This is a genomic window from uncultured Alcanivorax sp. (assembly GCF_947258575.1).
In the GTDB taxonomy this organism is placed as follows: domain Bacteria; phylum Pseudomonadota; class Gammaproteobacteria; order Pseudomonadales; family Alcanivoracaceae; genus Alcanivorax.
In genome coordinates, this window is sequence record NZ_CAMYIV010000012.1 from 540,436 (window position 1) to 560,850 (window position 20,415).

15 protein-coding genes and 1 tRNA gene are annotated in these 20,415 nt (G+C 56.5%); 15 read left to right on the forward strand and 1 reads right to left on the reverse strand.

Annotation, left to right across the window (positions count from 1 at the left end; genetic code table 11):
* The first annotated feature begins 22 nt into the window (after positions 1–22).
* From ihfA to Q0Y02_RS16080, 10 genes are all read left to right on the forward strand, one after another.
* Entirely contained in the window at positions 23–325 is a 303-nt protein-coding gene (ihfA, locus tag Q0Y02_RS16035) for an integration host factor subunit alpha (protein WP_035249053.1), read from the forward strand.
* Positions 306–665, forward strand: coding sequence for a MerR family transcriptional regulator (locus Q0Y02_RS16040; RefSeq protein ID WP_297770726.1), 360 nt, complete (start codon positions 306–308; stop codon positions 663–665). The genes ihfA and Q0Y02_RS16040 overlap by 20 nt, the downstream gene beginning before the upstream one ends.
* Positions 666–1,038: 373 nt before the next feature.
* A tRNA-Pro gene (locus Q0Y02_RS16045) sits at positions 1,039–1,115 on the forward strand.
* A 694-nt stretch (positions 1,116–1,809) separates the two neighbouring features.
* Positions 1,810–5,334: a type I restriction-modification system endonuclease gene (gene hsdR, locus Q0Y02_RS16050; RefSeq protein ID WP_297770729.1), complete on the forward strand. Its 3,525-nt coding sequence runs from the start codon at positions 1,810–1,812 to the stop codon at positions 5,332–5,334.
* 117 nt (positions 5,335–5,451) lie between these two features.
* Entirely contained in the window at positions 5,452–6,528 is a 1,077-nt protein-coding gene (locus tag Q0Y02_RS16055; protein ID WP_297770732.1) for a Fic family protein, read from the forward strand.
* Positions 6,529–6,555: 27 nt separating this feature from the next.
* Positions 6,556–8,211: an N-6 DNA methylase gene (locus Q0Y02_RS16060; RefSeq protein WP_297770735.1), complete on the forward strand. Its 1,656-nt coding sequence runs from the start codon at positions 6,556–6,558 to the stop codon at positions 8,209–8,211.
* Positions 8,208–9,725, forward strand: coding sequence for a restriction endonuclease subunit S (locus Q0Y02_RS16065; RefSeq protein WP_297770738.1), 1,518 nt, complete (start codon positions 8,208–8,210; stop codon positions 9,723–9,725). The genes Q0Y02_RS16060 and Q0Y02_RS16065 overlap by 4 nt, the downstream gene beginning before the upstream one ends.
* A gap of 3 nt (positions 9,726–9,728) precedes the next feature.
* Positions 9,729–10,610 carry a hypothetical protein gene (locus Q0Y02_RS16070; RefSeq protein WP_297770741.1) on the forward strand — a complete coding sequence of 294 codons (882 nt, stop codon included), beginning with the start codon at positions 9,729–9,731 and terminating at the stop codon, positions 10,608–10,610.
* Positions 10,603–11,553, forward strand: coding sequence for a DUF5655 domain-containing protein (locus tag Q0Y02_RS16075; protein WP_297770743.1), 951 nt, complete (start codon positions 10,603–10,605; stop codon positions 11,551–11,553). The genes Q0Y02_RS16070 and Q0Y02_RS16075 overlap by 8 nt, the downstream gene beginning before the upstream one ends.
* Positions 11,554–11,585: 32 nt before the next feature.
* Positions 11,586–12,725, forward strand: coding sequence for a hypothetical protein (locus Q0Y02_RS16080; RefSeq protein ID WP_297770746.1), 1,140 nt, complete (start codon positions 11,586–11,588; stop codon positions 12,723–12,725).
* A 598-nt stretch (positions 12,726–13,323) separates the two neighbouring features.
* On the opposite strand, the gene ylqF is transcribed toward Q0Y02_RS16080, so the two are convergent.
* A complete protein-coding gene (gene ylqF / locus Q0Y02_RS16085) occupies positions 13,324–14,415 on the reverse strand; it encodes a ribosome biogenesis GTPase YlqF (RefSeq protein WP_297770749.1) in 1,092 nt (363 codons plus the stop codon).
* A gap of 62 nt (positions 14,416–14,477) precedes the next feature.
* Here ylqF and Q0Y02_RS16090 point away from each other — a divergent pair, with 62 nt between their 5' ends.
* The 5 genes from Q0Y02_RS16090 to Q0Y02_RS16110 all read left to right on the forward strand — a co-directional run bounded on the left by Q0Y02_RS16090 (position 14,478) and on the right by Q0Y02_RS16110 (position 20,386).
* Positions 14,478–15,680 carry an acyl-CoA dehydrogenase family protein gene (locus Q0Y02_RS16090; protein ID WP_297770752.1) on the forward strand — a complete coding sequence of 401 codons (1,203 nt, stop codon included), beginning with the start codon at positions 14,478–14,480 and terminating at the stop codon, positions 15,678–15,680.
* Between the two features lie 147 nt (positions 15,681–15,827).
* Positions 15,828–16,952, forward strand: coding sequence for an acyl-CoA dehydrogenase family protein (locus Q0Y02_RS16095; protein WP_297770755.1), 1,125 nt, complete (start codon positions 15,828–15,830; stop codon positions 16,950–16,952).
* A 103-nt stretch (positions 16,953–17,055) separates the two neighbouring features.
* On the forward strand, positions 17,056–17,682 hold the full coding sequence (locus Q0Y02_RS16100; protein WP_297770757.1) for a TetR/AcrR family transcriptional regulator: 627 nt from the start codon (positions 17,056–17,058) through the stop codon (positions 17,680–17,682).
* A gap of 132 nt (positions 17,683–17,814) precedes the next feature.
* Positions 17,815–18,732, forward strand: a complete 918-nt coding sequence (locus Q0Y02_RS16105; protein WP_297770760.1) for an oxygenase MpaB family protein — start codon at positions 17,815–17,817, stop codon at positions 18,730–18,732.
* A complete protein-coding gene (locus Q0Y02_RS16110) occupies positions 18,719–20,386 on the forward strand; it encodes an AMP-binding protein (RefSeq protein ID WP_297770763.1) in 1,668 nt (555 codons plus the stop codon). Before Q0Y02_RS16105 ends, Q0Y02_RS16110 begins: the two co-directional genes overlap by 14 nt.
* Positions 20,387–20,415: the final 29 nt, after the last annotated feature.

A 20,415-nucleotide genomic window follows, 5' to 3' on the forward strand; every position in this document is an offset into this window, starting at 1 on the left:
AGGAAGGGTTAGGGAGCTATTGATGGGAGCGCTGACCAAAGCGGACATGGCCGAGCGTTTGTTCGAGGAGCTTGGCCTGAACAAACGTGAAGCGAAAGAAATGGTGGAGATGTTCTTCGAAGAGATCCGCCATTCGCTGGAAAACAACGTGCCCGTGAAACTCTCCGGCTTCGGCAATTTCGATCTCAGGGACAAGAGTGAACGGCCAGGCCGCAACCCGAAAACCGGTGAGGAAATTCCCATCACCGCCCGCCGGGTTGTCACCTTCCGTCCAGGACAAAAATTAAAACAACGGGTTGAGGACTATGCTGGAACCAAGTCATAACGACGAATTACCGGCGATTCCAGGGAAGCGTTATTTCACCATTGGTGAAGTCAGCGACCTGTGTGACGTAAAACCGCACGTACTGCGCTACTGGGAGCAGGAATTCCCCCAGCTCAAGCCGGTCAAGCGCCGTGGCAATCGTCGCTATTATCAGCGCCAAGACGTGCTGATGATCCGCCAGATCCGCAGCCTGCTCTACGATCAGGGCTTCACCATCGGCGGTGCCCGTCAGCAGCTCACCGGCGCCAACAACGTGGAACAGGCCACCCAGTACCACCAGATCATCAAGCAGATGATCGTGGAAATGGAAGAGGTCCTCGACGTCCTGAAAGCCTCCTGATTCAGCACCAACCGCTCCCCGCCATCTCCGATGGCGAAAAAGCCCCGGCAGCCTAGCTCCCGGGGCTTTTTCATGCCCTCCGTAACCAACTGATAACCCCGGCCACTGTGGGAAATCATGCTTGCATGATGAACAGCCCTCTACAAAGCACCCATCCTCTGTAGGAACGTAGAGAAGCGGAGTAACGCCCGCAGGGCGGCCCGGAGGGTGAGCGCAGCGAGTACGCCTCTCGAGGCGCGAACCTGCTCGCGACAAACCCGACAATTCCCCCATCGCTCAAACCCTGACCAAACAGCACTTTATCGGTTCCATCCCCCCACCAAATCCGCTATGATTGCCGCCGCTTTGGTAGCTATGCCTGCCAAGCACATCTCGGGGCGTAGCGCAGCCTGGTAGCGCACTTGCATGGGGTGCAAGGGGTCGGAGGTTCGAATCCTCCCGTCCCGACCAATCGAGATACAAAAAAGCCCGGCTGGAAACAGCCGGGCTTTTTTGTGCCTGAAATCTGGCGGTTCCACGAAAAGCTAATCCTGCGCCAGGAACGGAGCGTAGCGAAGTAACGCACGTCGTTCCGTGCGGCCCAAAGGGTGAGCGCAGCGAATAACACCTCTCGAGGTGCGAAACGCCCACGTTCAAGAAAACCTCACTATTTCATTCGCAAAATCTCAATACTGGCCGCAAAGGCCCCGGTTTTCGTTAGAAAATGCGCAAGCGAAAGTCCCAGTTGTCACAAAATTTGTGACAACTCAGCGCCTTGCGGATGTCGATTCAATCGACATACCGGTTGACCATGTCGAAATTTTGCCATTCTTTCGACATTGATTGCTCCTGAGATCGCCGACTTATGGGTGAAGTGTCTCTCATGCCGGTTTCCAGCCCCGCCGTAGGAATTCGGCGATGTGACGCACGTAAGGGGTATAGAAGAGAATAGCGGCTCTCAAAACGCGGGACCTGGCCTAGACCAGTAGTGTGATTCGAAAGCGCCCAGCCAGATGCGAAAAGTAGCCAGAGAAAGCTGGCAGCCCTGTGGCCTTGTGATAAGGTTCACAGCAAATATGAATAAACTTCAGGCTGCCAGGGTGGTGGCTGATATCGCTGGTGACAGGGACACTAAACCGGCACCTGAAAGGATTTGGGGGCAGCATTGAACCAGGGAACCACCTCGACCAATTTCGATTTCCTGCAAGAGCACGATCCACTGTTCGTGGAGCTGGCGACGTCGGCGGAGCGGGCCTTTGCGAGTGATCCCAACACCACCCTGATCAAGCTGCGTCAGTTTGCGGAAGCCATTACCCAACATCTGGCAGCACGTGCCGGTGTCGACTTTGATGAACAAACCTCCCAGGCGGACCTGCTCTATCGCTTGAATCGCGAGCTGCGCTTCGAGCCGGTGGTGCGAGAGTTGTTCCACACCCTGCGTATCGAGGGTAACAAGGCCACCCACCAGTTCCGCACCCAGCACCGTGAAGCCATGGATGGGCTGAAAGTGGCCCGCGCCCTGGCTACCTGGTTCCACCGTGCTTTCGGCAAGGCGGGAGCCGGTTTCAAACCTGGCCCCTTCACGCCCCCCGAAGACCCCAGTACTCAGCAGCGCCAGCTACAGGTGAAAATCGAAAAACTCCAGCATGAGCTGCAGGAAGCCAACGTCAGCCTGGATTCCAGTCAGCAGCTCAATGACCTGATTGAAAAAGAAAAAGCGGAATATGAAGCCCTGGCGCTGGCAATGGATGAAGAGTCTCGCGCTCTGGCCAAACAGGCAGAAGGCCATGAAGTCGCGCTAAAGCAGCAACAGCAAGATTACGAAAAAACCATCCAGACCCTGCAGCAGCAGTTGAAAGAGCAGGGCGAGAAAGCGGCCACCAGCCAGATGCAGTACGTGGCCACCCAGACCCAGGCCGCCAGCAAGGAAATCGTGCTGGATGAAGCCCTGACCCGCGTACTCATCGATAACCAGCTACAGGAAGAAGGCTGGGAAGCCGACAGCGAAGAACTCACCTACCAGAAAGGTGCCCGCCCGGAGAAAGGCCATAACCGGGCCATCGCAGAATGGCCCACCACCTATGGGGGCAAGAAAGGCCGCGCTGACTATGTGCTGTTCGCAGGCCTTACCCCCATCGCCGTGGTCGAAGCAAAAAAGGAAAACACCAATGTGGCGGGCAAGATCCGCCAGGCAGAACGCTACAGCAAGGGCTTTCAAGTCAGCCCGCCGCTCACACCCGCCTGGGAACTGGCCGGGCGCACCATTGCCTGGCCAGATGAAAACGACAGCCATTACAGCGTGCCCTTTGTCTATTCCTGTAATGGCCGCCCCTATGTGCCGCAGCTGGCGGAGCAATCCGGCACCTGGTTCCGGGATGTCCGCGCACCCAGCAACACCAAGCGCGCACTACCCAAATTCCACACCCCGGAAGGCCTGCTGGATCAGCTCAAACGCAGCAAGGAAAAAGCCGAGCAGGCGCTGCAAAGCGAACCCTTCGGCTATCTGAAGCTGCGCGACTACCAGGTAAAAGCTATTCATGCGGTGGAAGACGCCCTGTCACGAGACATCCGTCGGGCTCTGCTGGCCATGGCCACCGGCACCGGCAAAACCCGCACCGTTATCGGCTTGATGTACCGCTTCCTGAAAGCGGAACGTTTCAAGCGCATTCTCTTTCTGGTGGATCGCTCGGCGCTGGGCCAGCAGGCCATTGATGCCTTCAATGAAGCCCCCCTGGAACAGAACCAGACACTGTCTAAGATCTATAATGTGGCCGAGCTGGGCGACATGGCTGCTGAAGCGGAAACTCGTGTGCAAGTGGCCACCGTGCAGGCCATGGTCAAGCGCGTGTTCATGAGCGACACCCCGCCGCCGGTAGATGCCTACGACTGCATCATCGTCGATGAAGCCCACCGGGGGTACACCCTGGATCAGGAAATGACCGAAGGCGAGCTGGCCACTCGCGATGCCAGCCAGTACCTGTCCAGCTACCGCCGGGTGCTGGATTACTTTGATGCCGTCAAAGTCGGCCTCACCGCTACCCCGGCCAAACACACCAGCGACATTTTCGGCAAACCGGTCTACACCTATTCCTACCGGGAAGCCGTGGCGGACGACTGGCTCATCGACCACGAGCCACCCATTCGCTATGAAACCCAGCTCACCCAAGAAGGCATCAAGTTCGACAAGGGTACAAAAGTGTCCGTCATCAACACCCGGAGCGGCGCCGTGGAAACCGCCGAGCTGGAAGACGAAGTGAGTTTCGAGGTCGACACCTTCAACAAGCAGGTCATCAACGAAAACTTCAACCGGGTGATCTGCGAACAACTGGTGAAAGAGCTCGACCCCTTCGGCGACGAAAAGACCATGATTTTCTGCGCCACCGATCGCCACGCCGACATGGTCAAACGCCTGCTTGATGATGCCTTCAAAGCGCTCTACAACGGCACTTACAACCAGGCCGCCGTCGCCAAGATCACCGGGCAGAGCGACAAGGTGTCCCAGTTGATCAGCCAGTACAAGAACGAGCGTTACCCCAGCATCGCCATCACCGTAGACCTGCTCACCACCGGCATCGACGTACCCGCTATCTGCAACCTGGTATTCCTGCGCCGGGTGCGCTCGCGCATCCTCTACGAACAGATGATCGGCCGCGCCACCCGCCGCTGCGACGACATCGGCAAGACAGTATTCCGCATCTACGACCCGGTGGATATCTACGCCGCCCTGGATGACGTGAACACCATGAAGCCCCTGGTGAAAGACCCAAACATCACCCTGGAGCAGCTGGTCAACGAATTGGCCAACCCGGATACCCTGGAGCAGGCCCTTAACGCCCCCGGGGAACAGCAGGACGAAAGCCATGCCGACGTGGTGCTCAGCCAGCTCAGCCAAAAACTCATGCAGGTGCTGCGCAAGGCCGGACAAAAGGCGGACACCAACCCCCAGGTCAAAACCAAGCTCAGCGAACTGGAGCAGCTGTGGGGCGTGGAGCCGAAAACTCTCCACAAACACCTGCACGATCTCGGCCCCAAACAGGCTGCCGCCTTCCTGCAGCAGCATGGCGGCCTGATCGACCAGTTGGCGGAAGTCAAAGTGCTGCTCGGCAGCGAACGCATGCCGCTGATCTCTGATCACGACGATGAACTGAAAGACCGCACTCAGAGCTACGGCAAGTACCAGCGCCCGGAAGACTACCTGGACAGCTTCAACCAGTTCATTAAGCACCAGCTCAATGATTCCGCCGCCCTGGCCGTGGTGGTCAACAAGCCCCGCGACCTCACCCGCGAGCAGCTCAAGGAAGTGCGCCTGCTACTGGACAACAACGGCTACACCGAAGCCAAGCTGCAAAGCGCCGTGCGCAACCAGACCAACAAGGACATCGCCGCCAGCATTGTCGGCCACATCCGCCGCGCCGCCCTGGGCGAAGCCCTCAAACCCTTCGAGCAGCGTGTCACGGAAGCCATGGACCGCATCTACGCTCAGCACAGCTGGGCCCCCAACCAACTCAAGTGGCTGGAGCGTCTGGCCAAACAGCTGGTCCACGAAGTCATCATCGATCGGGACTTCGTCAACCAGCGCTTCGGCGAGCAGGGTGGCGTCAAAATGCTGGATAAAGTGCTGGAAAATCAGCTGGATACGGTGCTGGATGAGCTGGGCGAAGCGATCTGGCCACCCCAGGATGCAGGCTAATATATATAAAAAATCGTATTTTCTATATATAGCTATGCGAATATGTATAGCAAATTGCGGTTTCCTATACCTGATATCGCGATACCTATAGAAAACGGCCGAAACGGAGCACCATCCATGACCACCGTCACCCCGCTGCCTCTTGAGGATATCGAGCGCTTTGAAACTCGCGCCGTGCTCAAGAAAACCGCAGAGGCGCACCGTTATCTGGCCGAACTCAAAGGGGTAGCTGCCACCATCCCCAACGAAGCCATCCTGATCAACACCCTCACCCTGCAAGAGGCCAAGGACAGCTCCGAAATCGAGAACATCGTCACCACCCACGACGAGCTCTACAAGGCTAACCTGTTTGCCGAAGCGGTCACCAACCCTGCCGCCAAGGAAGTGCAGGACTACGCCTTTGCCCTGCAGGAAGGCTTCCGGGTCGCGCGCACCCAGCGGCTGTTACGGCTGCACGACATCATCGCCGTGCAGCAACAGCTGGAGCGCAACAAGGCAGGCTTTCGCAAACTGCCGGGCACCGAGCTGAAAAACTCACAGACCGGCGAAGTGGTCTACACCCCACCCCAGGATGCCCGCGACATCGATGCACTCATGAACAACCTGGTGGAATACATCAACGATGACGCCTGCTGCGATGCCGATGAGCTGGTGAAGATGGCCGTCATTCACCACCAGTTCGAAAGTATCCACCCCTTCTACGATGGCAATGGCCGCACCGGGCGCATCCTCAATATTCTCTACTTGGTGGCCAAGGGGCTGCTGGATCTGCCGGTGCTTTATCTCAGCCGCTATATCATCCGTAACAAGGGCGATTACTACGCCCAGCTACAGGCCGTGCGGGACACCGGTAACTGGGAGCCCTGGTTGCTCTACATGCTGGAAGGCGTCGCGCAAACCTCCCAGACCACCATCCAGTTGATTAACCAGATCAAGCAGCTCATGCAGCACTACAAGCACCGCATGCGTGAAGAGCTGCCCAAGATCTATCGGCAGGAGCTGCTCAACAACCTGTTCAATCATCCCTATACCAAAATTGACTTTGTGATGAGCGACCTGGGTGTTAGCCGCATTACCGCCACCCGCTATCTGGATCTGCTGGTCGACCATGGCTTCCTGCACAAGGAAAAGATTGGTCGCGCCAACTACTACATCAACCAGCCGCTATGCGAACTGCTCATCGAGCACGCATAGCGCTAATGGAATAACGGAAACATCTTCATGACTAACAACGATATCGTCCAGAAACTCTGGAACCTCTGCGACGTTCTCCGCGACGACGGCATCAACTATTCCGACTACGTCACCGAGCTGGTGCTGCTGCTGTTTATCAAGATGGTTCACGAAAACACCGAAGCGGGCACCCTGAAAAACCACCCGCTGCCGCCAGGTTGCCGCTGGACCGATCTCAACGAGAAATCCGGCATCAACCTTCTTAACGACTACAAGCGCATCCTGCTCAGCCTCTCCACCGGCAAGGACAATGACGGCAAGCCGGTCCACGAAGACCCGCTCATCAGCGCCATTTACGCCGACGCCCAGACCCGCCTGCGCGAACCGCGCCATCTGGAGCAAATGATCAAGACCCTGGACCAGATCGACTGGTTCAGCGCCCAGAAAGATGGCCTCGGCGATCTCTACGAAGGCCTGCTGGAAAAGAACGCTAACGAAACCAAATCCGGCGCCGGGCAATACTTCACTCCGCGCGCCCTGATCGATTCCATGGTGCGCTGCATCCGGCCGCAAATCGGCGAAACCATTCAGGACCCGGCCGCCGGCACCGCCGGCTTCCTGGTCTCGGCCGACCAGTACATGCGCACGCAGACCGATGACTATCTGGATCTCAGTGCCAAGGACGCCAAATTCCAGAAAAACAAGGCCTTTATCGGCGTAGAACTGGTGCCTTCCACCCGCCGCCTGGCGCTGATGAACTGCCTGCTCCACGGCATGGAAGGGGACGAAGACGGCGTAGTGCATCTCGGCAACGCTCTGGGTCAGGTAGGGCAGGGTTTGGAAAAAGCGGACATCATCCTCGCCAATCCCCCCTTCGGCACTGCCAAGGGCGGCGAAGCCTCCATCACCCGGGATGACCTCACCTACAAGACCAGCAACAAACAGCTCGCCTTCCTGCAACACATCTACCGCAACCTCAAACCCGGTGGCCGCGCCGCCGTGGTGCTGCCGGACAACGTGCTGTTCGAAGCCGGTGTCGGCACCGAGGTGCGCCGCGATCTGATGAACAAGTGCAACCTGCACACCATCCTGCGCCTGCCCACCGGCATCTTTTACGCCCAGGGCGTCAAAACCAACGTGCTGTTCTTCACCAAAGGCAGCGCCAAGGATAAGTTGCAAGAAGAAAACTGCACCGAAAACGTCTGGGTCTACGACCTCCGCACCAACATGCCCAGCTTCGGCAAACGCACCCCCTTCGGCGAACAACACCTCAAACCCTTCGAGGCCGTCTACGCCCCAGACGATTCTGTAGGAGCCTGCCTGCAGGCGATAACCCACCCCTCCAACCGCACCGAAGGCGAATACAGCTTCAACGCCGAAGAAATTGATCTAAGCGCCGATGCAAAAAAAGCCGAAGAAAACCAGGACGCCGACGAACAACTCATCAAAAGCCGCTGGCGCTGCTTCACCCGCGAATGGATCGCCGATCACAAGAGCGACTCGCTGGATATTGCCTGGCTCAAGGACAGCGACAGCGTGGATGCCGCCAATCTGCCAGAGCCGGAAGTATTGGCAGGGGAAGCCATGGGTGAGCTGGTACAGGCATTGGGCGAGCTGGATGGGTTGATGCGGGAGTTGGGGGCTGGGGAAAAAGCTGATGTTCAGAAGTCTTTAATCGGTGAAATGTTCGGGGATGTTCAGTGATTGAAAGACACAATATCCCATCCGAATGGTTGCCACTGAAAATCGGTGAAGTGACAGATGTTGTTGCTGGAGGCACCCCTAAAGCTAGTCAGCCAGAGAATTTTTCTGAGCCTGGTTCTGAAATATCCTGGCTAACGCCGGCAGACTTGAGCAATTATTCAGGTAAATATATAGCGCATGGTGCTCGCGATCTGAGTCAGCAGGGCTATGATTCGAGTTCAGCTAAATTGATGCCCTCCGGTACTTTGCTTTTTAGTAGCCGTGCTCCAATTGGGTATGTGGCTATTGCTAAGAATGAAATTTCTACTAACCAAGGATTTAAGAATTTCGTTATACCGGAATGGATAGACTCATCTTACTGCTATTACTACTTGCGAAGCATTCGTCATGTTGCAGAAAGTATGGGGACGGGGACTACATTCAAAGAGATTTCTGGAGCTAACGCGAAGAAATTACCGTTTATCTTGCCTCCCCTAGCCGAACAAAAAGCCATCGCCGAAAAACTCGACACCCTGCTGGCCCAGGTGGAAAGCACCAAAGCCCGCCTCGAACGCATCCCGAAAACCCTCAAACGCTTCCGCCAATCCGTCCTCGCCGCCGCCGTGAGCGGGAAGTTGACGGAGGAGTGGCGGTCATTTTACCAATGCGAGGTGGTTTCTGAGAATAAAATTAAGATGGAGAGAGAGAGTTATTTCAATCTTCATGATAAGAAGTGTTCGGATCCTCCTAGATTCGAAGAAAAGGAAGCTCCATATGATATTCCATTGACTTGGGGCTGGTTTAGAGCAGAAGAAATCTGTGACCTGATTACTAAGGGAACAACCCCAAAAAAGGAGCAAATGAGTGAATTAGAGAAGATTCCATTTGTCAAAGTTTATAATCTAACATTCAGCGGCAATTTGGATTTTTCTATAGATCCTACTTTTGTTTCAGAGGAAACCCACAAAACATTCTTAAAGCGCTCCAAGGCATACCCTGGCGATGTTCTGATGAATATAGTTGGTCCCCCTTTGGGAAAGGTTTCTATTCTTCCTAATACTTATCCAGAGTGGAATTTAAACCAAGCCATCAGTATATTTAGGCCGGTTTGTGGTGTTACACCTGGTTATCTTTCTTTATGTTTAAGAGACTACCTGCTTTTGGAAGAAACAAAATCAAAGGCAAAGGCGACTGCTGGCCAGTTTAATTTAACACTTGAAATATGCAGGGATTATGCAATTCCAGTTCCCCCTAAGCAGGAGCAAATCGAAATCGTCCGCCGCGTAGACCAACTCTTCGACTACGCCGACACCATTGAAACCCAGATCAACAACGCCCTGGAGCGGGTCAATAACCTCACCCAATCCATCCTCGCCAAGGCCTTCCGCGGCGAACTCACCGAACAATGGCGCAAAGACAACCCGGACCTGATCAGCGGCGAAAACAGCGCCGACGCCCTGCTGGAAAAGATCAAGGCTGAACGCGCAGAGGCCAAGCCGGTGAAGAAAGCTAAAGCAAAGGTAAGAAAGGGGTAGGATGTGAGTTTTTTGAAAGATGGATCTTATGTGGCGTTTGATATTAGTGCGAAGAATGTGATTGCTCGGCCAGCTCTTGCTGGTGCGTGGATTGAGGTTTATCTCAAGGGAAGGGTTTCCGATAATGGTATTAACGCTATTCCTCTATCCGGATCTCTTCAGATAAATGCTCAAGGCCCCCAGTTGCCTTGGCCTCGGTTCGATTTGTACCAAACGTACCAGCCACAAGCCTTTAACGGCAATGAGACGCAAATCATATATGCCGGTCATGTTGGTTATCCTTTGCTGGAGGTCTTTGAGAAAGAGCGAGCAGGCAAGGATTTATCGGTGCAAATACAAGCTTCGCTGAGAGTGCATGCTCAGAATGGTGCTATAGAGGATTGGCACCTTAATGGCCATGAATCGCTACATAAGAATGTTCAGGAATGGGGGAATATTCTGTCTTCTGCAGGGTATAGGAAGTACCTGTTCCATGATTTATCGTTCCCGGCAGATGGCAGTGAGAGGGAAGATTCTGTCTATAGTCTACTGTATGCGGCGAGAGCGCTTTTCGAGTCAGGGTTATATAGGGAGTGCGTGGCAAGACTGAGGCAAGCGGAAGAGAGACTTCGCGAGCGTAGAAAGGACAAGAGGAACATTTTTTCAGCTATGGAAGCGTCCGCGTCAGATTCTAGAGCAGAGAAAGAGGCAATGACGCTGGATCAGCGGCTTTTTTCGTTGAGAGGCCATATGCAGAACGTGCTCCACTCAGCAGCCCATGAAGCAGAGCCGGATTCCTCGTTTACCCGTGAGAAAGCCAAGCTTCTTCTTATTACGGTATCGGCGATGGTGGAGCTATTTCCAGATCCGACGGTTGAGTTGATGGCTGGAGAGAAAGATGAGTGATATCAAACTGTTCCAGCTCAAAGGCAATAGCGTAACCGAGCTTGCGGGCAGCGCGGTAAAGCTGGAAAAGGATCTTCAGCTCCATGTGGAATCCAACATGGAGGTCCTGCTTGGTGTTCGCTTCCTGGCCACCGAGTATGGCACCGGCAAAACCCATAAGGGGCGCATCGATTCCCTTGGGCTGGACGAGAACGGCTGTCCAGTGATCGTCGAGTACAAGCGCCACAGCAATGAGAACGTGATCAACCAGGGATTGTTCTACCTGGACTGGCTGCTGGACCACCAGGCCGAGTTCAAGCTGTTGGTAATGGAGCAGATTGGCAGGGAGGTGGCCGCATCCATCGAATGGGGCGGCACGCGCCTGATCTGCATCGCCTCAGACTTCAACAAGTACGACGAGCACGCCGTCCAGCAGATAAATCGTAATATCGAACTGATGCGCTACCGCTACTTCGGTAGCGAGCTGTTACTGCTGGAACTGGTCAACGCCCAGACCGCCAGCGGTTCCCTGATCCCGACAGCCTCGTCCCCCCAGACGAAACGCACAGCGAAAACCAGTAGCCGCAAAGCCGGCAAGAGCAGCGGCGACAAATCCCAGCAAGAGCGACTGGAGTTGGCGTCACCCGAACTGCTTAAGCTATACGACACGGTGTGCAGCTACATCGAGCAGCTGGGCGATGAAGTCCAGCGCAAGGAGCTCAAGCTCTACACCGCCTTCAAACGCATCCGTAACTTCGTCTCCGTACTGGTGATGCCGGGCAAAGACACGCGCCTGGTTATGTACCTAAAACTCCCGGGTTCACTGGGTGAAGAAAACAGCTTCAGCCGTGATATGAGCAGTATTGGGCACTGGGGTACGGGGGATCTGGAGGTGAATATCCGTACTGCAGAGGATTGGGATAAGGCAAGGCAGCTAGTGGATCAGGCCTATCAGCAGAGCTAGATTCAAAAATGAGCGATAGGCCCGTGTTTACAATGGATGACTTGTTTTCTATTCGGTTGATGGAAAGATTGGCTTTGAAAAGAAAGATGTCCTCCTTTCTGCACAATGAAGTGGGCATCAGAAGTGATGAAGCCCGCAAGGTTTTATCTTTCTCAGCGAATGATTCTGAGATCGACAGGTTGGTCGGAAAGCTAAATGACTACTGGTGCAGAAAAAAGCAGAAATCTGGCTTAGGAAATCACCCAGAAGATAGAAAAGGGGGATTGCCTATCTGCTCTCTCGTTTCTCATATATTAGCTTCGTACTCATCAAGCTATGAAGCGCTTATAGATGAGGCTAGAAATGTCGAGAAGTTTGATTTTTTGCCCATTGCTATGATGCTTGACCCTGAGGAGTTTCATGATAGTTCTGATCTTGCTGAGGCTTTAAACAAATTAAGAAATGAGGGCAAAGCGGGTAGAGTAAATATAATAGATCCGGTCGCGCCCGGTAACGGGTTTTTGACCGGGCCTTACCCGTCGGTATCTGACATAAAGTATGCTGGTCTAAACACAGATTTAATCTCAATTTTCGACAATTCAATTTTGTCTTGGCTTGCTTTGATGGATGTCTTGTTTCACATATCAATCCCTGAATTTGGCGATCTAAAGCCTGTTCCGTGGTTCTTGAGCTTGATACCTCTTAATCCGGATTTCAAAGCCAAGAGTTCCAATGCCAGGCTGATTGATATGTTGGCTTGTGTCTCATTCAGGAAATCACGGGGTGACTGGCCAGATAAGCCGCCCAGGACAGGTGAAATAACCAGTCACCGCGGTTTCTCATCGGCCTGGCGGAGAAACGATAAGCGACATGTGGCGTCTGATGAATCTGATCCCAATAAGGTTATCAGTCACTGGCGGGAGCCGGGGCGGAAGTTTTCGCTTGCCGATTTTTCTGATCTCTGTTCAGCGCTAAACCCGGAGGAAAATGTGGCATCCATGCTCCCCTTGTTTTACGCTTCAAATATTTGGCAGGAGGTATTTTTCTCTCGAGAGAGAGAAACCAATTTGATATTTAGATGGTGTCTTTGTAATCGATACGAATATTGGTGGAAGCTTCATCTGGCTCATAGCCAGGAAGAAGGGTGTGAAGCCGGTGAGGGCCCTCTTCCTAGCTGTTTATCGCGGGTTTAGTGATTAGACAGTTACCAACTGGAACTGGTCAGATGCCAGCCATTGTCATGGGGGCATTCGTAGACGCGCAGGTTTGGGGTACCTTGCTCGGCTAGTATACTGGCACGCCTGTCTGCACCCTTTCTTGTCTCATAAAGGCTTTTGGGTTTACCTGAAGCGCTCGTGCAGTAATCGCACGTCCGGCTTGGGGTGTGTCTGCTCTTTGGCGTCAGGTGCCAGTATCTGCATTTGGTGCAATCATAAGGAATCAGGTCGTTCCCATATATCGTGTTGATATAATCTGCGGCACTTTCAGCTTGAATCTCAAATTCATACTCAGTGAGCGGTTCGCCTCGCTTATTCATGCAAGTAGAGCTTTTGCTCGCCATATTTATGCTCCTTGTCTGCTATTGAACTAACAGAAAAGAGCTTAATTCGGTTAGAAAAGCACTTTTCCCCACATTTAGGACAGGGGAGTATGTCCGATATGGCTTGCCTGAGTATTCAGTGTGAAGCTCAGGCTGCTTTACTCCATATGTATGAAGGCTTCGTCGACGATGACCATGCGCAGGTGGCTGTCGCCTTCGTTGAAGCGGAAGGCGCTGGTGATGGCGGTAACCTATTTCTGCCCCTTCGCCTTATACGCCGCCTTCCTGGCCTTCTTTTTCGCCTCCTTCTCTTCCTCTTTCAGCCTGCGTATCTCCGCTACCTTCACATGCTCTTTCTCCGCCATGGCCGGGGTTTCCAGGGTGATGTGGCCGAGTCTGCCGCCGCGGTATTCGCTGATTAGTAGGGTGGCGGCGCGGTCGAAGTCCACGTGGCCGCCGCTGCCCAGGCAGCCGCGCTGTTTGCCGATGGTTTCCAGGAAGGGCACGCCTTCTTCGGGCAGGTCGTCGCGTTTGAAGCGTTCTTTCATTTGTTGCGGGTAGGCCTGCATGAAGTATTCGGCGGCGAACAGGGCCACGTCGTCTTCCTGCATGGCAGTGGCTTTGATGGCGCCGGAGAGAGCCAGGCGGTAGCCGCTGTTACGGTTTTCGATTTTCGGCCAGAGGATGCCGGGGGAATCGATGAGGATCAGGCCGCCGCCCAGTTCGATGCGTTGCTGGCGCTGGGTCACCGCCGGTTCGTTGCCGGCCCGGGCCACCTGACGGCCGGCCAGGGTGTTGATGAAGGTGGATTTGCCCACGTTGGGGATGCCGGTGATCAGGGCGGTGATGGTGGTGGCCCGGTCCCGCTTTTTGTTGACCATCTGCTGGCAGGTTTCTGCCAGTTTGCGGATGGATTCCGGTTTGTGGGTGGTGATGGCCAGGGCGCGGACGGTGGGGTCCTGCTGCAGGTGGTCGAGCCACTGCTGGGTGATGGCCGGGTCGGCCAGGTCGCTTTTGCTGAGCAGTTTCAGACAGGGCTTGTCGGCGCGGAAATTCTCGATCACCGGGTTGGCGCTGCTGTAGGGCAGGCGGGCGTCGACGATTTCGATGATCAGATCCACCTTGGGCAGGATCTCGCGGATCTCGCGGGTGGCCTTGTTCATGTGGCCGGGGAACCAGTTGATGCTCATAAGCGGGTGTTGCCTGTCTGCATGGAATATCGGGGCAGTATAGCTGAGTTGGTTTGGCGGGGCGTGGTTGGTGGCGCCATCTTGTGGTGGCAAAGGCGTAGCAGTGGGTGGACCTTTGACGCTTTGCGCCAGGGCCGTGATACGAATCGTCATTAGTGTCTCATTTTGTCTCCCGTACACTGGGTCCACTGAGTCTGATAACAGCGGAGTAGGGTATGGATCTGCGGGTGCCGGAGCAGGAGAAGGCGTTTCGGGATGAGGTACGCACCTTTCTGGAGGAGAGCCTGACCCCGGAAATTCGGGAAGCGGGCAGGATGGTGACCTCGGTGTTTGCGCCGGTGAAGGAAGCCATGGCCTGGCAGCGCATTCTCAACGACAAGGGCTGGGCGGCGCCGCAATGGCCGAAGGAATTCGGCGGCACCGGCTGGAGCGTGACCCAGCGGGCCATCTTCGCGGAGGAACTGGTCCGTGCAGAGACGCCGCCGCTGGTGCCCATGGGCCTGCACATGTGCGGCCCCTGCCTGATCGGCTGCGGCACCGAGGAGCAGCAGAAAGAGTATCTGCCGAAGATTCTCAGCGGTGAGCACTTTTGGTGCCAGGGGTATTCCGAGCCGGGCTCCGGTTCCGACCTGGCCTCCCTGAAGACCTTTGCCGAGAAGGATGGCGACGACTACATCCTCAACGGCACCAAGATCTGGACCACCTACGCCCACTACGCCAACAAGATGTTCGCGCTGGTGCGCACCAACCGTGACGACAAACCCCAGCAGGGCATTACCTTCCTGCTGCTGGACATGGACCTGCCGGGCATCACCATCGAGCCCATTGTCGGCCTGGATGAAGTGCCGGAGCAGTGCCAGGTGTTCTTCGACAATGTGCGCGTGCCGCAGAAGAACCGGGTGGGCGAAGAAAATGATGGCTGGACTGTGGCCAAGTACCTGCTCACCTTCGAGCGTGGCGGCCAGGAATATGCCCCGGGCCTGAACGTGATGCTGGAAAAGATCCGCCTGATGGCCGAGAAGCAGCAGACTGCCTTTGGCCCCCTGACCAAAGACCCGGTATGGCAGCACAAGTTTGCCGCTCTGGAAGCGGATGTGCTGGCGCTGGAATTCACCGAGATGCGTATCAAGTCCGCCCTGTCGGCGGGTAAGGACCCGGGGGCGTTGTCGTCCATGAGCAAGATTCTCGGCACCGAGCTGCTGCAGAACGTTACCGAGCTGCGCATTGAAACCCTGGGTAGCCAGAGTGTCATCTGGCAACCCCAGGCTCTGGTGCCGGGCCAGGAACAGCCGGTGATCGGGCCGGAGTATGCACTCACTGCCATGCCCCATTATCTGAACTCGCGGGCCTGTTCCATTTATGGCGGCTCCAATGAAGTGCAGCGCGGGATTATCGCCAAGGCGGTGTTGGGGCTTTGAGGGTTACCGAGGGGGCGGGATTCGTCATGCAAGCATGACTTCCCACAGGGGCTCTCGGCGGTGTCAGGTTTTTGTGGGAAACCATGCTGTGCATGGTGAAGGCTTGAGCGGCGAAGGCCGACAGTCGCCCGGGAATGGAGAACAACGATGAATTTTCAGTTGAGTGAAGAACAGCAAATGCTGGCGGACAGCGCCAAGCGGTTTGTGCGCGACAACAGTGATGTGGAAAAACATCGCCAGAACAAAAAGCTGATGCCACTGGATGCGGCCACCTGGCAGCAGTTTGCCGACCTGGGTTGGCTGGCGGTGCCGTTCGAGGAAGCGCACGGCGGCCTGGGCATGGGCCCGCTGGAAACCATGGTGCTGCTGGAAGCCCTGGGCGAGGGCCTGATCATGGCGCCCTATATTGCCACCGTGGTGCTGGGCGGCGGTTTTCTGCGCCAGGCCAGCGCGGCCCAGCGGGCGGAAACCATTCCCGCCTTGCTGGAAGGCAAGCTGCAGGTGGCCTTTGCTGCAGAAGAGTACGAGCGGGTGTTCACTCTGGAAAACACCGCCATGGCCGCCGACCTGAAAGGCAGTGAGGTGGTACTGAACGGCACCAAGAGCTGTGTGATGAACGGTGACCAGGCGGACCTGCTGGTGGTGCTGGCACGCACTGTGGGCCAGCCCGGCGACCAGGATGGCCTCAGCCTGTTTCTGGTGGATGCCAATGCGCCAGGTGTGGAGCGGGTGGCTCACCGTACCGTTGACGGTCGCCAGGGCGCAGAGATTCGCTTCAATCAGGTGAAAGTATCCGAGGCGGCCCGCATCGGTGAACTGAATGGCGGCTATGCCATCGCCCGGGATGTGCTCCATGAAGGCCTGCTGGCCCTGTCGGCGGAATCCGTGGGCAGCCTGTCCGTGCTGCTCAACGAGACCGTGGAATACAGCAAGACCCGCCAGCAGTTTGGCATGCCCATCGGCAAGTTTCAGGTGCTGCAGTTCCGCATGGCAGACATGTTCATCGCCATGGAACAGACCCGCTCGTTATTGTTGGCGGCCACGTTGAAGACGGTGGAAGGCCATGCAGATGCGGCCAAGGCCGTCCATGCCATGAAGGCCCAGCTGGGTCGGGCCGGACGCAAGATCGCCCAGGAAGCCATCCAGATTCACGGCGGCATGGGCATGACCGACGAGCTGGGCGTGGGCCACTATGTGAAACGGGTGACCGGCGTGGATGGCCTGTTCGGCAATGCGGATGTGCACCTGATGGCCATGGCCCGGTCAGCGTAAGGGCGTCCTGTTGCGGGTGGGCGAGTCCGGGATCGGATTTGCCGACCACGGTGACCATGCGGTATAAGCCATGGAAACCACCGGGCACACACTGGGAGTCTGAATGTCACGCAAAACGGCCGCGTCGAAAACCCTGCTGAAAAACCTGCAGGTGCCGGAAGGGGACAAGACCTACGAGAAGGTGCTCGATGCGGGGCTGGCGTTGTTTGTGGAATTCGGCCTGCGCCGCACCACCATGGAAGATGTGGCCGGCAAGGCCGGTATCGGCCGGGCCACGGCCTACCGCCGGTTTGCCGACAAGGACCAGTTGATCCAGGTGGTGATCCTGCGTGAGTGTCAGCAACAGCTGGCCAGGATCGAAGCGGAACTGGCACAGATCGACAACGGTGTGGAACGGGTGCTGGAATCCTTTGTGCTGGCGGTGACCCGCGCCCATCACCATCCCCTGTTGCAGCGATTACTTACCTCCGAGCCGGAAACCATCTTGCCGATTCTTACCCAGCGCCTGTGGCAGATGATGGGGTTCTTCCGGATGTATATGGCCAGCATGCTGGATCAGGAGCAGGAGAAGGGCGCCATTCGCAAGCAATCGTCCGAGGCCCTGGCCGAGCTGATGCTGCGCCTGACCCAGTCCATGGTGCTGTCGCCGGACGGCGTGATGAACCCGGCTAACGAGGCCAGTGTGCGCCAGTGGGCCAATGACTATCTGCGCCCGCTGCTGACCCCCTGACATTATGTTCCTTGCCTTGACCAAAACGCGCTAAACAGAAACGCGAAAACTGTGTGATGCGCTTGTCTGTGTGATCAATTGAGACGTATTTTAATATTTGTCTCAATCGAGTATGCATCGACAGGATTTGCCATGACACAAACCGCCACTGACACACCGCGCGATATCCCTCAGCCCCTGGGCCCGGATTCCTACACCTGGCAGGACTTCGGCTCCTGGCGGTTTCATCTGATGCTGCCCCAGGCCTTCGTGTTGCAGGTGGCGCATCCGATCATCGATGCCGGGGTGGGCGAGCACTCGGTCTACAAGACCGACCCCTGGGGGCGCGCCAAGCGGTCCACGGAACTGCTCTGGCCTATCGTCTATGCGCGCCCGCAGAAAGCCATCGAGATGGGCATCAAGCTGCGTGACCTGCACCGCACCATCAAGGGCGTGGACAAGCACGGCAACAAGTACTTCGCCCTGGACCCGGAAGCCTATAGCTGGGTCCACATCACCGGTTACGACGCCACCATCCGTATGCATGAAATGCTGGGCAAGTCGCCCACTGCCGAACAGCGCCGGGCCATGTTTGTGGAGTGGCGGCAACTGGGCAAGATGATGGGCATTCGCGACCAAGACCTGCCCGCCACGGAAAGTGACTACTGGGCCTATTTCCACGGCATCATCCGCGACAGCCTGGAGTGGGGCGAGGTGGTTCAGGACCTGATGAGCCCGGAACATTATCTGGAAATTCCCAAGCCGCCGGGCAGCCGCATTCCCGATACGGCCTGGCGCCTGATTCTGATTGTTATGGGGCGCTTTATGCGCTTCAACCTGCGCGCCACCTTGCCGCATCAGTTCCGGGAAAAATTCCATATCCCCTGGAGCAAGACGGACCAGCGATTGTTCCGTGCCTGGTGTGGCGTTTACCGCGTGCTGCATGCGCTGACACCGAGAAAGCTGCGGCTGATTCCCCTGGCCCGCAACGCCTACCGCGATGCCGAGCGTCACCCGGACGCCTATCACCTCAACACTATTCCCGAAGGTGCCCACTATGACATCGGATAACCGCCCCTGGCTGTCCACCTATGAATCCCTGGGTTACGACTGGCATACGTTGCCTGCGTTGCCCGAGAAAACCCTGTCCGATTACGTGCGCGACTATGCGGAACAGTTTCCCGACCGGGAAGCCCTGGTGTTCCTGGGCCAGGCGATTACCTACCAGCAACTGGATCACCTGGCCGACCGTATGGCCGCGCTGTTTACTGCCCAGGGTGCCAGGGCCGGCGATGTGTTGGGCCTGCAGATGCCCAACACGCCCCAGTACGTGGTGGCCTTTATCGCGGCGGCCCGGCTGGGCATGGTTAGCACCAGCATTTCCCCGCTGATGATGCCGCCGGAAATTACCCATCAGGCCAATGATGCCCAGGTGAAAATCCTGCTCACGCTGATGCCGTTCTGGCAGACCTCGATGCCGCCGGTGCTGGGCAAGGTGGACACCCTGAGCACAGTGATCGTCTCCGGCCCCATGGACCTGATGACCGGGCAGGGCGAGGCCCTGGAAGAGACTCACGAAGGTGTGCAGGTGATGTCCCTGCACGATCACTTGCCGGACACGGCCGAGCCGGTGAACACGCACGTGGATATGGATGCAGTGCTGTACCTGCAGTACACCGGTGGAACCACCGGTCTGCCCAAGGGCGCCAGGCTGACCTCGCGCAATCTGTTCATGAACAACCTGCAGGCTAATGTGTTTTACGGCTATCGCACCGGCGAGGAAACCGTGGCCTCCGCGTTTCCGCTGTTTCATATCGGCGGCGCGGCGGTGGTGTTCAACGCCCTGCGCACCGCCTCCACCTTTCTGCTGATTCCTGATCCCCGTGATATCGATCACTTCGTTGCCGAAATGACAGCGCGAACGCCCACGGTATTGGCGGCGGTGCCGGCGCTGTATCAGATGCTGTGTGCCAACGAGACCTTCAAGAGCCTGGATTTCAGCGGCCTGCGCATGGCTATTTCCGGGGCGGCGCCCTTTGCCAAGGAAGAAGTGCAGCGGCTGGAAAGTGTGATCGGCAAGAACAAGTTCTGCGAAGTCTACGGCATGACGGAAACCAGCCCGGTGATCACCCTGAACCCGGCCTCCCACTTCAAGGAAGGCCATGTGGGTATCCCGCTGCCGGGCACGGAGGTGCGCATTGTGGATGTGGATACGGGCAACGCGATGCCGCTGGGTGAGCCCGGGGAAATCATCGCTGCCGGTCCCCAGGTGATGCAGGGCTATCTGGCCATGCCGGAGGCCACGGAAAAAGCGCTGCAGGAGATCGACGGCAAGCGCTGGATGCACACCGGGGATATCGGTGTCATGGACGAAGACGGCTTTGTCCGCGTCTGTGATCGCAGCAAGGACATGCTGATTGTCGGTGGCTACAAGGTGTTTTCCGTGGAAGTGGAAGGCAAGGTGCAGAGCCTGCCCTGGGTGGGCATGTGCGCCGTGGTTGGCCGTCCGGACAGCAACCGCCCCGGCAACGAAATCGTGCAGCTTTATGTTGAACGCAGCGCAGATTGCGACAAGAGCGAAACCGATCTGAAGGCAGAGCTGGACAGTTTCTGCCGGGAAAACATGTCGCCCTACAAGGTGCCGAAGGAAGTGTTCTTCCTGGATGCCATTCCGCTCACCTCGGTGGGCAAGATCGACAAGAAAGCGTTGCGGAAAACCGCCTAGCTTGAAACGTAGGGTGCACTGAGCCTAAG